The sequence below is a fragment of the Oceanobacillus sp. Castelsardo genome (assembly GCF_001659985.1).
GTDB lineage: Bacteria > Bacillota > Bacilli > Bacillales > Amphibacillaceae > Oceanobacillus.
This window is the reverse complement of the sequence record NZ_LYCS01000001.1, coordinates 210,720-223,813: the sequence shown is the minus strand read 5'-3', so window position 1 is coordinate 223,813 and position 13,094 is coordinate 210,720. Positions and strand designations below refer to the sequence as shown.

Here is a 13,094-nt window from a genome sequence, read left to right as displayed (position 1 = left end):
ACCTTAACAAAATGTTAATGAACCAACTAAAGGGGGAGGGAATTTATGTTGATTGGATCGGTCAAAAGAGCTATTGATATTTTAAGTTGTTTCACTATTGATGAACCTGTTCTTGGAAATGCTGAGATAGCTGAAAAACTGAATTTGAGTAGAAGCACAACACATCATATCATAAAAACGTTATGTAATGAAGGTGTCTTGATACGAGATGGGGCTCGGAGATATAGACTTGGTTGGAAAATCATTGACTGGAATAATGGGGTAATGTTTCAACATGACATTTACAACAAGGCATTGCCGCTAGTAAAAGGGTTGACAGAGCAATTCAGAGGAACAGCACATATTGGAATGTATGATAAAGGTGATGTCGTCTTTGTACTAAGAGTTTCCTCAATGGAAGCTGATTTTGTGCCGACGTTTTTAGGAGATAGAAAACCAGCATATAGTACAAGTACTGGAAAAGTTCTTTTAGCATTTAACCGAAAATATTTACAAGAAACCATTTCTAGTGGGCTTTCCAAACAGGGGCCGAATACCATTACTGAAGTAAATGAACTGAAAAGAGAATTGGCAACTGTTAGAAAGCAAGGATACTCTATTAGTGATAATGAAAACGACACGAGCACTTATGCAATAGCGGCGCCAATTCAATCCTATTCTGGCGAAACAATAGCATCAGTAAATTTGGTAGGACCAATTAGTTATATGAAGAGCGTGAATATTAAACAAATGGTTACGAGCATTGTAAATACAGGTAAAGCTGTTTCTCGTGAATTAGGATATATCGAAGTAATGTAACGATATTTTTAACTATTGTCATAGTTAAAATAGAAAAAACTTTATTGAAGGGGGACAAAACAATGAAAAAAAATGGAATTCTATTGATGTTTGTTCTTTTGCTCGGCAGTTTACTTCTTGCTGCTTGCGGAGGGACAGAAACAGGGGGGGAAGCTACTGATTCGAAAAATGATTCAGCAGGTGGAGAAACGTATGAATTCAAGTTAGGTCATATTGCCCCACCTGACCATATTTGGAATGATGCTGCAGTAAAATTATCTGAGGAGTTAGAAGAACGTTCTGATGGGCGGATGACAATGGAAATTTACCCAGGCGGCCAATTGGGAAGTGACGCCGACATGGTTCAACAATTGGAGACGGGTTCATTAGATTTTGGATTTATTACGAATGCTTACTTAACTTCAAGATCAGATGCCTTTAGTGCATGGTTTACTCCATTTCTATTTGCTTCCTATGAAGATGCATTAGAAGCAAGTGACACAGAAGTAGCAAAAAAAATCTTGGCAACACTTGATGATCAAGGATTAAAGGCGATGGATTACTTTTTCTCTGGACATCGAACCATGATGTTCCGTGAGAAAATTGAAACGCCTGAGGATATGGAAGGATTGACATTAAGGGTAACACCAAGTCCTGCTTTAGAGGATTGGTATCGTTTACTAGGTGTAAACCCTGAATCTATTTCTCTTCCAGATGTTTACCAATCAGCACAAACTGGAGTCATCGATGGGATGGAAATGGACTTAGATGCTGCTGTAACATCTAACTTTAATGAAGTAACTGGATATGGCGCTATGACAAACCATATGGTATGGCCTTCTGTCATGATTATTAACAAGGATCTTTATGATGGAATGTCAGAAGAAGATCAGAAAATTGTAGAAGAATCAATGGCTGCTGCTTCAGAATTTGCTACGATGAAACGAGCTTCACAGGAAGAGGAATTTATGGATACTCTAACAGAACGTGGAATGGAACTATACGATATCGACGCAGCATTGTTTGATTCCTATGTGGAAGAGTTTAATGAGAAGTATAAAGGAAAAGACCCTCTTATTGAAGAATTTATAAACACTTTCAGCGAATAAAGAAGACTTGTTTCAGGTGGAGTGTTAACTCCATCCGAAACTTAGTCGCCCTTATTTCGAAGCTTGGCGGCACTTATCTCCCGCCTGTAGAGGTGGGAGTTTTAGTAACGCCGCGTAGATAAAACATGTAAAAGTTAAAATTTGAGAGGCAATTATTGTAATTGCCTCTCCTGATTTATCCTTGCAAAGGAGGTCTTTTTATGAAAAAAGTGAGTGATTTTATTGAGTCTATAGAAAAAGCTATTTCTGTCGTACTGATTGCGGCAATCACTTTGATTTTATTTTTTGCTGTCATCTATAGATATTTTCTAAAAGATCCTATATTTTGGGCAAATGAAGCGAGCATTTTTATGTTAGCATGGTTAACGTTTTTAGGAGGAAGTTTGGGTTTAAAATACCGTTCTCAAGCTTCTATTACGTTTTTAGTTAATCGCTTGTCTGAAAAGAATAAAAGAATAATGAGCATTGTAACGCATATCATCATTTTGGTATTTTTAGGAATTCTCCTCTACCTCAGTTATGAATGGGTATTCTCTTTATCCGATATAAAGTCAAGTTCCATGCGTATTCCAATGTGGATTCCATATTTATCTGTCCCAGTTGGGTTGACTTTTGCTTTTATCCACTTATTAGACCAATTAATTGACTATTTTAAAGCTGATAGACAAGGTGGGGGATCCGTATGACGTTAGGAATCGTTTTAACACTCATCATATTTATTGTCCAATTACTAGTGGGGATTCCGATAGCGCTTGTTTTGGCAATTACGGGGATTTCCTATTTATTGATAACTGGTGACATTACTTTGATGGCGTCCGTTCCTCAAAAAATGTTTTCTGGAATGGACAACTCTGGCTTACTTGCGATACCACTTTTTATGTTAGCAGGGGAATTGATGAATTCCGGTGGGATTACAACCCGATTAGTTTCGTTTGCTAAAGTGCTGATTGGCCATTATCGAGGTGGTCTAGCATATGTTTCTATTGTTGCTAATATGTTTCTCGCATCTATATTGGGATCTGCTAATGCTCAAGCTGCCATGATGAGTAAGGTAATGGTACCGGAGATGGAAAGAGAAGGATATGATCGTAATTTTTCCTCCGCATTGACATTGGCATCTTCCGTTGTAGCTCCAGTTATTCCGCCGAGTATGCTTTTCATTATTTACGGAACGCTTACTGGTGCATCCATTGGTGATTTGTTTATGGCCGGGATTATTCCGGGGATAATGATAGGAATAGGATTCATCATTCTTATCGGCTATATGAGCAAAAAACATAATTTTCCTAAGAGTGAACGGGCTACTTTGAATGAAGTCATTAAGAATTTTGTAGCGGTCGTTCCAGCGCTGTTAATACCTTTTGCCATAATTTTTGGTATTTTAAGTGGAATCTTCACGCCAACGGAGTCAGCAGCAGTTGCATGTATTATTGCGGTAATTATCGGTTTTTCATATAAACAATTGAAGGTGAACAACCTACCACAAATTTTCATAAGTACGGTGGTAAATACAGCAACAATTACGTTCCTAATTGTAACAGCAAACGTCTTTGGATTTATCATTGCATACGAACAAATTCCTCAAGCCCTTGCTAATGCAATGTTAGGCTTATCGGAAAGTCCGATAGTATTTCTTTTATTAGTGAATATTTTATTACTTTTGTTAGGTACGGTGTTGGATGGGATTGCTGCATTAATTATATTAGTTCCTGTTCTCATGCCACTTCTAGCAACCTATCAAATTGATCCCGTTCATTTTGGAGTGATCATTACGATTAACTTGACTATTGGATTACTTACACCTCCAGTGGGTACTGGGTTGTTCATTGTTTCTTCGGTAGCAAAGGTGAGTATGGAAAATTTAGTAAGAGCTATTATGCCATTTTTGGTAGTAACCATTATTATGCTAATGATACTGACTTATTGGGAGGATGTCGTTTTATGGATACCAAGTCTTTACTCCGATTAAAAAATGTGGAGTTCATTATATACTACTAGAACTAGCTTTTATGTAATTTCATTTTGGTCCTCTTCAATAGAGTATAAAGCCGTGTGGAGAGATGGGTGGCTTGGCTCATCTACATGACGGCTCTTCGTTTTCGAAAATAAGTAATTAAAATTTCATTAAGTAGAGGAAAATCGAAGGGAATTCTCGTATTTAATAGTAAAGTGAACCTATATGAGGGAGGATCATTTATGACCGGGGTTATTATAGAGAATAGTAAATGGACACCTTATCTCAAATACGGGGAAAGACGTTTTTATAGACGGAAATCTATCATTTATGAGGAAAAACAGGATGGTTTCCAAGGTTTTTATTATATAAGAAGTGGTCTCATTAAAATTTCATCTACTATTTATACAGGAAAACAACAGATTATTGATATCGTTTGTAGTGAAAATCCTTTTGGTGAACAAGTGGTAGACGGAGGATCCTATTTTTCAACTGCAACCGCTATAACTGATAGCATCGTTTATGTTTTTTCTATAGAACGTATACAGTCAGTCTTGAAAGAGGATGAAAACTTTAGAAAATTGTTTTATCAAAGTCTAATAGAAAAACTAAAAATATTATCAAATAATGTTTTATCCGATTCATTACCTTCTGAAATCTTATTGGCTCGAACTCTAATAATCTTAAAAGAAAAATTCATCAGTGACCAGTTTCCATTTACACAACAAGAACTTTGTTATTATACAAATTTAAATCGAAACACAATCTATCATATTTTCAAAAAGTGGAATGGTCGTGTTGCATCACTGGATAAAAGAAGCATCATTATTCACAACATAGGGGCATTAAAAGAAATTGCTGCTATAAAGTTCGATGCACATGAAATTTAAGTAGTTGTGAGGTGAATAGCAATTTGTTCGATTGGTCTGATTACTCTCAATATGCACAAGTGAAGAAGTTAAAGAAAAATGCAGTATTGTTCAGACAAGGAGATATCACAAATGGTTTTTATTACTTACTACATGGGAAAGCGATGATTAGTTTGTTACGAGATGATGGGTATGAACGCATTATCGATTTTGTCTTCCCGGGTTTCCTTATAGGTGAACAAACGCTTGATGGGAACGCCTCTTTTACAACAGCCGCATTAGTAACGGATTCCACATTATATTTTTTCTCTAAAGATCACTTTGAACGGATGACATATGAACACCCTGAAGTCTCTGAACAATTTGTACATTCCATCATTAAAAAGATGCGGATGCTCGTAGATATCAATATGATTTTAAACTCTCCAGTTGATGTACAGTTAGCGCACTTCTTATTAAATCTAAGAGAAAAAAAAGGAGACAATACCATTCATTTGACGCAAAAGTCTGTTGCAAACTATATAGGAAAATCTCGAGTATCCATATGGTCTGTGTTAAAAGAGTGGAAAAAAGAAGGAATTATCGAGATTACAAATCAAACATTCATTTTAAAAAATGCGGAAAAGATGAGGGAGAAAATTCAATCAATCCCTTCTTGACTTTTATCATTCCACTTTGATCTATTAAGAAATGTTGGGAAATTACAATAAAAAATGGGAAATGTTTATTGCTTAACAAACCTCCTTCTTGCCGTGTACTAAAATGGAGTAAATAGTAGACCTGAAAGGAGAAATTTAAATGTATACCACAAGTACAGCATTTCTGGAAGCGCTTCAAGAAGCTGGTGTTTCTTATATTTTTGCGAACTTCGGAAGCGACCATCCTGCAATTATTGAAAGTTTGACCGATGCATCACTAAAGAACAAAGATTTACCAAAAGTTATTATCAGCCCACATGAATTTGTAGCAATGAGTGCAGCACATGGATATGCGCAAGTGACAGGGGAACCACAGGCGGTTATTGTTCATGTGGAATGCGGGACACAAAATTTAGGAGGAGCTATACATAATGCATTTAAAGCAAAAATTCCAATGCTTGTCTTTGCAGGTGCATCTCCGTACACGCAGGAGGGGGAATTGTTAGGGAGTAGGAATGAATTTATCCATTGGTATCAAGACGTTAATGATCAGCGCGGTATCATGAGAGGATACTCTAAATATGATAATGAAATCCGTACAGGTAAAAATGTGAAACAACTAGTTCATCGTTCATTTCAGATTGCAAAAAGCGAACCACAAGGACCGGTATATTTAATGGGACCACGTGAAGTAATGGAGGAGGAAACGGAACGAGTAGAAATTGATACGAGCCTGTGGGAGCCGATTATAGGGAGTGCGTTGCCGGAAGAAGAGGTACATTCTCTAGTATCCGACTTATTAGGAGCAAAGAATCCAATCGTAGTCACTTCTTATTTAGGAAAAAAGGAAGCAGCAGTAAAGGAATTAATTAAGTTATGTGAAAAATTAGCTATACCAGTGCTGGAATCTGTGCCACAAATGATGAATTTCCCTGCAAATAATCCGATGCATTGTGGTTTTCAATGGAATGAAGATAAACAACATCCTATTTTAGAAGAGGCTGATTTGGTTCTAGCTATTGATAGTGATGTTCCTTTTATTCCAACAAAAAATAAACCACCTAAAGATGCAACGATTTATTATGTTGATGCAGATCCGCTAAAAGAAGATATGCCGTTATGGTATATTCCTTCAAAACGTTTTTTTCGTGCAGATTCAGAAATTGTATTAAATCAGATTAATAAATTAGTAGATCAATCAAGCATCGATAACTCTGCTGTTTCCACTAGACGATATAAAATTAGTTTGTATCATGAAAAAATGAAAAAAGTGATACGAGAAGCAGAAAAGCCCCAAGAAAATATTATTACACCAGAATACCTCACCGCATGTGTAAGGGAATTTGTAGATGAAAATACAATAGTCTTGAATGAAGCAATTACAAATTATGGTGTGGTAACGAATCATATTCGTGCAAGTGAAACTGGATCTTACTTCAGCAGTGGGGCTGGCTCTTTAGGATGGAACGGAGGAGCAGCACTTGGAATGAAACTTGCCCATCCAGATAAAACGGTAATCAGTCTGACCGGAGATGGTTCTTATTTATTTAGCGTTCCTTCTGTCGTACATACGATGGCAGAACAATATGATGCACCATTTCTGACGGTCATCTACAATAATCGTGGCTGGAACGCTCCGAAACATTCAACCTTAGGTGTTCATCCTGAGGGTATTGCCAAAAATGCCAATCAATTTTGGGTGAACTTCAGCCCCAATAGCGAACTTGCAAAAGTTGCTGAAGCTACTGGAAATGCCCATGCTGTAACAGTAGAAGACCCAAATAATGTAAAAGATGCGCTAAGAACAGCAATGGAACACGTAAAGAATGGTCGTTCTGCTGTATTAGATGTAAGAATTCCAAAAGTATAGGTATTATCCTAACCTTGAAAGGGGAGATTTTTTTCGCGAAAATAGCATTTGTTAAAGAAATCTTGTTCATCGATCTATAAATCTAATGAAAATGGAGGAGATAGGTAATGGAAACAACTCGTCAATGGAATACAGCAGAAGTAAATTTAGATAAGAAATATGGTCCACAGATCAATGGAGAAATGGTAGAACCAGTTAATGGCTATATCAATGCAGTGAATGCTTCTACAGGTGAAGTACTTGCTCAAATTGGTCGAGGTGGAAAAGAAGATATTGATAAAGCTGTAGGAGCGGCGAGAGCAGCTTTTCCAGCGTGGGCAGAAACCCCTATTGAAGAACGATCCATGTTGTTAAATAAGATTGCTGATGCTTTGGACGAAAATCAAGAACGCTTAAAATTAATTGAATCGATGGATACTGGAAGAGCAATTCATGAGTTTGATTTAGATTATAAATTGGCAATTAACCAGTTTCGTTATTTTGCAGGAGCGATTCTTACCCATTATGAAGGGGAATCCCGTCCAGTCGATAATGGTTATCTTATCACAAAGAAAGAACCACTTGGTGTTTGTGCTCAAATTATTCCTTGGAACGTACCAATGATTATGGCTTCCTTTAAGCTGGCACCAGCACTGGCAGCTGGCAACACACTTGTGTTGAAACCTGCTGAGGATGCATGTATTTCTGTATTGGAATTTGGAAAAATCATTTCTGAAATTTTACCAAATGGCGTTGTAAACATGGTTCCAGGTATAGGTGATGAAGCGGGTCAGGCACTTATTGATCATCCTGATATTGATAAGCTTGCATTTACCGGTAGTGTACCAGTAGGTCGCCTTGTTGGTAAAACAGCAGGGGAACGACTCCTTCCTGTCACATTAGAATTAGGTGGTAAAGCACCACATATCGTATTTCCTGATGTAGATATCGATACGGCGGTGGAAAATGCAACACTTGGATATACATTCTTTAATGGAGAAAGTTGTATTCTTGGTACTAGATTACTAGTTCATGATGATATTTACGATGAATTCACAGAAAAGTTAATCGAACGTGCGAAGCAAATTAAAATTGGACCACCAACTGACCGTTCAACAAGGTTAGCTTCTCTAATCAATGAGAAACAAGGGGAAAAAGTATTGAATTACTTTGATATCGCTAGGGAAGAGGGAGCGAAAATTCTTTACGGAGGTAATCGGGTAACAGTACCAGGGCACGAACATGGATACTTTATAGAACCAACGATTATCGAAGCGGAACCTAATATGAGAATTGCTCAAGAAGAGATTTTTGGACCAGCGGCTACCATTACCCGTTGGAATAATGTGGAAGAAGTTATTAAAATGGCAAACGATGTAGAATACGGTTTAGCAGCAGGAATTATGACAGAGAACATGGAGAATGCATTTGTTGTTGCTAATAAACTAGAGGCAGGAAGTGTTTGGATTAACTCTTACTTCAACTTCCAAACTGGTGCTCCATTTGGTGGATATAAGAACAGTGGAGTTGGTAGAGAATACAGTAAACAAGCTCTAAATGAATATAGCCAGTTGAAAACAATTGTGGCTGCGTATAAGAGGCCACCATTGGGAACTTTTCTGTAAAAGTACAGAACAATGTGAAAAACAATTTAATATTGCTAGTACAATCGTTTAGTTGTACTAGCTTTTATTCCTAGTCGTAATAGAAATAGGACAAATCACACTATCAATTAGTTGAGAGGTATTCATAATGTAAGTTGTAACGCCTTAGTGGATCGATGTTAGATATACAGAAAGTTTCTGTAACTATAATTATCTAATTATTATTAATATTTAAACAGTATATAAACATTGCAACAAGGTTAAAAAAAGGTTGAGGAGAGGAAAACGATGGATACGATAAAATCTAAAACATTGACAGAATTAATGGGGAAAATACTTGATAACTCTATTGAAGTAGTGGACTTAACGCAAGTACTTAATGAGGAAACACCAGTAATTTCTTTACCAGATCCGTTTGTTGATACGAAGGGGTTTTCAATCGAGCAAATCTCAAAATATGATGAGAATGGTCCTTTCTTTTATTGGAATAATTTTACGATGGGGGAGCATTGTGGGACGCATTTTGATGCGCCAGTTCACTGGGTCACAGGAAAAAATCATCAGCCTGTCGATCAAATTCCAGTTAAAAGACTGATTGGGGAAGCAATCGTCATTGACATAACAGAAAAGTGTGAAATAGATCCTGATTATTGTTTGACGATTGCAGACATCGAAGCGTTTGAAAAAAAACACGGAAAAATCCCAAGCCATTCCTGGGTGCTCATTTATAGTGGGTGGGCTAAATATGGCGATGACCATGAGAAATTTTTCAATGTAGGGGAAGATGGACAGCCGCATACACCAGGAACAACAGTAGAAGCTGCAAAGTTCTTAGCTTATGAACGGGATATTTTAGGAGTCGGGGTTGAAACAGTGGGGACCGATGCAGGTATGGCTGCTTCATTTGAGACGCCTTTTCCAAATCATCATTTTATGCATGAAGCTAATAGATATGGGCTTGCTTCCCTGTCGAACTTAGATAAGCTTCCACCTAGAGGTTCCATATTGATAGCTACTCCTTTAAAAATAGAAAATGGTAGTGGAAGTCCCGTACGTGTTCTAGCTTTAGTTGAAAAATAAGATGTAGTTTTGACTCTAAATAAAAACCTTTGGAGGTAGAAAATGACGAGTAAATATAGGGATATAATAAATCCTGAAGAAATACATGATCCAATCGGGTATTCCCATGTTACGATTCCTAAAGGTAATAAGTTAGTCTTTTTATCAGGGCAAGTAGCTTGGGATAAAAATATGAACGTCGTGAATGTCGGTGATTTTGCTAAACAGACAGATATGGTGTATCAAAACCTTTCCTATGCTTTAGAAGAAGTGGGCGCAACTTGGGATCATATCGTAAAAACAACCGTCTACACAACAAGGCCTACTGAATATGAAATCATCGGAGCGACAACAGCGAAATACTTTGGGGAAGCATCCCCCACCTGCTCAGACAATTGTTGGGGTTACTGGTCTAGCCTTGCCTGAATTCTTGATTGAAATTGAAGCAATTGTTGTTATGTAGTCTTGTGAAAATTCTAGGATAGAAACAGTTTCCGAAATAAATTGGAAACTGTTTCTTTTTCATTGTGATTTAAAGAATGTGGTGTTTTTTAAAATTAGACAAACTAATTATTAAAAAGTTTTGGACATTTCACATTATGAGATTACGAGATTGAGTGTTGAATGCGTTTTCAATATAGTGAAGATAACAAGAAAAGGAATGGAGGTAGTTAGGAAAATGGATCCAAAAGAATTAAGGAACTGTTTAGGTCATTTTGCCACAGGCGTTACTGTTGTGACGTGGAATGATGATACTGGCAATCGAAGAGGGATAACCATCAATTCATTTACATCTGTTTCATTAGATCCTCCACTTGTGCTTATATCCATAGATAAACAAACGAAAGCGTACCATGACCTGAAAGGCAGACCTTTTATTATTAATATTTTATCAAGCAAACAAAGATTACTTGCCCTTCAGTTTGCTGGCAAGCCACAAGAGGGATTAGCAGTTGAATGGAAAGAGGATTCCAAGCTTGGTCCAAGACTTGATCATACAGTTGGGACAATTGAATGCTTCCCTTGGAAGCAATATGATGGCGGCGATCATGTATTATTTTTAGGAAAAGTAAAGGATTTCTCCTATGACGAGAAAGATAGTTTGTTGTTTTTTAAAGGGCAATTTTTAAATACTCAAGATGATTCAGTTGTTAATAATTAATTAGAGGGGGGACTTATTAATGAGTATCAGAACAGGAAATCAGTATATCCAATCGATAAAAAGTAAAAATCCGGAAGTGTGGTTAGGTGGAGAAAGAGTCAACAATGTTGTTGATCACCCGTATTTTGCGCAGTCTGTAAAAGAAATTGCGAAACTATATGATATGCAGCATGATGCAGAATACCAAGATAAAATCACGCATATTAGTGAGGACGGTACACGGGTAAACAATTCATTCTTAAATCCAACAGAACCAGAACATTTACAAATGAGAAGGAACGTGTTTGAAATCTGGGCCGAGTCAACATTTGGATTGATGGGAAGAACACCAGACTTTTTAAATACAGTAATTACGGGAATGGCTGCGAATGATTGGTTCTTTAGAAAATATGGTGAACAATACGGAGACAACATCATCAATTATTACAAATATGTGAGAGATAATGATTTATTTTTGACGCACGCGATTGTTAATCCACAAAATGACCGTAGCCAATCATCTCATGGTCAACAAGAAGAATTTACTCATTTGGGAGTTGTTAAAGAAACACCTGAAGGATTGGTTGTACGTGGGGCTAAAATGTTGGCGACACTTGCGCCAATTACCGAAGAAGTTATTATTTATTCGTATCCTGGTTTCAGTCCCGGAGATGAAAAATATGCGATTTCATTTGCTTTACCGATTGATACACCAGGACTTCGTTTATATTGTCGTGAACAAGCACAGTCAGGAGAACGTTCTACGTGGGATCATCCATTAGCTTCCCGATTTGAAGAATCAGATGCACTCATAGTATTTAATGATGTAATTGTTCCATGGGATCGGGTTTTCATCAATCAAAATGTAGAGGCTGGAAACATGCTTTATCCGAGCACCGGAATTAACCAGCAGCCGTCCCACCAGTCAGCGGTAAGAGGTCTTGCGAAAATCTCTTTTGTATCAGATGTTGCTTGCTCCATTGCTGATGCTATAGGTGTGGATGGATTCTTGAATGTGCAGAATCAGTTATCTGAAGTAATCCAATCTGCCGAAACGATTCGGGCATTAGTAAGAATAGCAGAAAAAGAGTATGAAGTTACGAAAACTGGTGAATTGAGGCCGAATTTGGTTCCGCTTGAGACGATTCGTGGAATACTGCCACATGCATATCCTAGAGCAATTCAAATATTGCAGACAATTGGAGCCGGTGGTTTATTAATGTCTCCAACTGAGGCAGACTTCAATAATCCTGCTATTTCAGAGGAAATGAATCGATATTATGTAGGAAGAACAGATGTGTCTTCGGAAAGAAGAGTACGCTTGTTTAAACTAGCTTGGGACCTCTGTGGTGAAGCTTTTGGGCAAAGGCTTGTTCAGTATGAACGTTATTACTCAGGAGACCCGGTTAGAAAGATGGGAATGTTCTACAAAGCGCATAAGCGTAAGAACCCTTCTTATCCTCGAGTAGATAGGGCACTAAAAGAAGGGCTTGAAATGGCAAAGGGAAGTAAATCGAAAGCTTAACAGATTAATATAGTTAAAAATTCGTGATAAAGGAGTAGGAATAGTGAAAACGCATTGTTCCCAAACACTCAATTTAAATGGTTCAGTCATTACAATCGGTGCTTTTGATGGTGTCCATAAAGGCCATCAAAAAGTAATAGAACGGTTGGTTGAACAGGCTGAAATATTTGGTGTGCCAAGTGTTGTGTACACATTTGACCCACCACCTAGAGCTTATTTTCAACAGGTACAAATATTATCAACCTATGAAGATAAAATGATTAAACTAAGTAAACTTGGAATTGATCATGTGGTTATTGCGACCTTTAATTCTGAATATATAAACAGGACAGCTGATTCCTTTATCGATGAATTAGCTCTGTTGAAACCGTTTAACATTATTGTTGGGGAAGATTTTAGGTTTGGGCATAAGAGAACAGGGGATATTAAGCTGCTTAGAGAGCATTTTCAAGTTGAAACGTTAAACCCAGTATGTTGTTCAAAAGGACAAAGAATTTCGTCAACCCGCATACGGGAATTGATTTCTAACGGGAAGCTGGAGCAGGCTATTCCTCTCCTTAAATAAAATA

At 37.3% G+C, this 13,094-nt stretch carries 13 protein-coding genes; all 13 read left to right on the top strand.

The genetic code is table 11. From position 1 onward, the window contains the following. The first annotated feature begins 48 nt into the window (after window positions 1-48). Entirely contained in the window at window positions 49-798 is a 750-nt protein-coding gene (locus tag A9178_RS01190; protein ID WP_068672662.1) for an IclR family transcriptional regulator, read from the top strand. A gap of 62 nt (window positions 799-860) precedes the next feature. Next, window positions 861-1,886 (top strand): TRAP transporter substrate-binding protein, encoded by a 1,026-nt coding sequence (locus A9178_RS01185; RefSeq protein ID WP_068672093.1) that lies wholly within the window; start codon window positions 861-863, stop codon window positions 1,884-1,886. A 200-nt stretch (window positions 1,887-2,086) separates the two neighbouring features. Then, window positions 2,087-2,572: a TRAP transporter small permease gene (locus A9178_RS01180; RefSeq protein ID WP_068672092.1), complete on the top strand. Its 486-nt coding sequence runs from the start codon at window positions 2,087-2,089 to the stop codon at window positions 2,570-2,572. Further along, window positions 2,569-3,855 (top strand): TRAP transporter large permease, encoded by a 1,287-nt coding sequence (locus A9178_RS01175; protein WP_068672091.1) that lies wholly within the window; start codon window positions 2,569-2,571, stop codon window positions 3,853-3,855. Before A9178_RS01180 ends, A9178_RS01175 begins: the two co-directional genes overlap by 4 nt. A gap of 227 nt (window positions 3,856-4,082) precedes the next feature. Continuing rightward, window positions 4,083-4,730, top strand: a complete 648-nt coding sequence (locus tag A9178_RS01170; protein ID WP_068672090.1) for a Crp/Fnr family transcriptional regulator — start codon at window positions 4,083-4,085, stop codon at window positions 4,728-4,730. A 23-nt stretch (window positions 4,731-4,753) separates the two neighbouring features. Beyond that, window positions 4,754-5,368: a Crp/Fnr family transcriptional regulator gene (locus tag A9178_RS01165; RefSeq protein WP_068672089.1), complete on the top strand. Its 615-nt coding sequence runs from the start codon at window positions 4,754-4,756 to the stop codon at window positions 5,366-5,368. 139 nt (window positions 5,369-5,507) lie between these two features. Then, window positions 5,508-7,217, top strand: coding sequence for a thiamine pyrophosphate-requiring protein (locus A9178_RS01160; RefSeq protein WP_068672088.1), 1,710 nt, complete (start codon window positions 5,508-5,510; stop codon window positions 7,215-7,217). Between the two features lie 107 nt (window positions 7,218-7,324). Further along, entirely contained in the window at window positions 7,325-8,821 is a 1,497-nt protein-coding gene (locus A9178_RS01155) for an aldehyde dehydrogenase family protein (RefSeq protein WP_068672087.1), read from the top strand. 267 nt (window positions 8,822-9,088) lie between these two features. Next, window positions 9,089-9,880, top strand: a complete 792-nt coding sequence (locus tag A9178_RS01150) for a cyclase family protein (RefSeq protein WP_068672086.1) — start codon at window positions 9,089-9,091, stop codon at window positions 9,878-9,880. A gap of 42 nt (window positions 9,881-9,922) precedes the next feature. Next, the gene (locus A9178_RS01145) at window positions 9,923-10,285 is read left to right on the top strand and encodes a RidA family protein (protein WP_068672085.1); all 363 of its coding nucleotides are present in this window, start codon (window positions 9,923-9,925) and stop codon (window positions 10,283-10,285) included. A gap of 253 nt (window positions 10,286-10,538) precedes the next feature. After that, on the top strand, window positions 10,539-11,021 hold the full coding sequence (locus A9178_RS01140) for a flavin reductase family protein (protein WP_068672084.1): 483 nt from the start codon (window positions 10,539-10,541) through the stop codon (window positions 11,019-11,021). 19 nt (window positions 11,022-11,040) lie between these two features. Next, window positions 11,041-12,525: a 4-hydroxyphenylacetate 3-hydroxylase family protein gene (locus A9178_RS01135; RefSeq protein ID WP_068672083.1), complete on the top strand. Its 1,485-nt coding sequence runs from the start codon at window positions 11,041-11,043 to the stop codon at window positions 12,523-12,525. 43 nt (window positions 12,526-12,568) lie between these two features. Continuing rightward, window positions 12,569-13,090 carry an adenylyltransferase/cytidyltransferase family protein gene (locus tag A9178_RS01130; RefSeq protein WP_068672082.1) on the top strand — a complete coding sequence of 174 codons (522 nt, stop codon included), beginning with the start codon at window positions 12,569-12,571 and terminating at the stop codon, window positions 13,088-13,090. Window positions 13,091-13,094 lie beyond the last annotated feature (4 nt).

Bases quoted from the DNA above. Each gene is read 5' to 3' on its own strand.
- A9178_RS01185 (WP_068672093.1), top strand. From the start codon at position 861: ATGAAAAAAAATGGAATTCTATTGATGTTTGTTCTTTTGCTCGGCAGT.
- A9178_RS01180 (WP_068672092.1), top strand. From the start codon at position 2,087: ATGAAAAAAGTGAGTGATTTTATTGAGTCTATAGAAAAAGCTATTTCT.
- A9178_RS01175 (WP_068672091.1), top strand. From the start codon at position 2,569: ATGACGTTAGGAATCGTTTTAACACTCATCATATTTATTGTCCAATTA.
- A9178_RS01170 (WP_068672090.1), top strand. From the start codon at position 4,083: ATGACCGGGGTTATTATAGAGAATAGTAAATGGACACCTTATCTCAAA.
- A9178_RS01160 (WP_068672088.1), top strand. From the start codon at position 5,508: ATGTATACCACAAGTACAGCATTTCTGGAAGCGCTTCAAGAAGCTGGT.
- A9178_RS01155 (WP_068672087.1), top strand. From the start codon at position 7,325: ATGGAAACAACTCGTCAATGGAATACAGCAGAAGTAAATTTAGATAAG.
- A9178_RS01150 (WP_068672086.1), top strand. From the start codon at position 9,089: ATGGATACGATAAAATCTAAAACATTGACAGAATTAATGGGGAAAATA.
- A9178_RS01145 (WP_068672085.1), top strand. From the start codon at position 9,923: ATGACGAGTAAATATAGGGATATAATAAATCCTGAAGAAATACATGAT.
- A9178_RS01140 (WP_068672084.1), top strand. From the start codon at position 10,539: ATGGATCCAAAAGAATTAAGGAACTGTTTAGGTCATTTTGCCACAGGC.
- A9178_RS01135 (WP_068672083.1), top strand. From the start codon at position 11,041: ATGAGTATCAGAACAGGAAATCAGTATATCCAATCGATAAAAAGTAAA.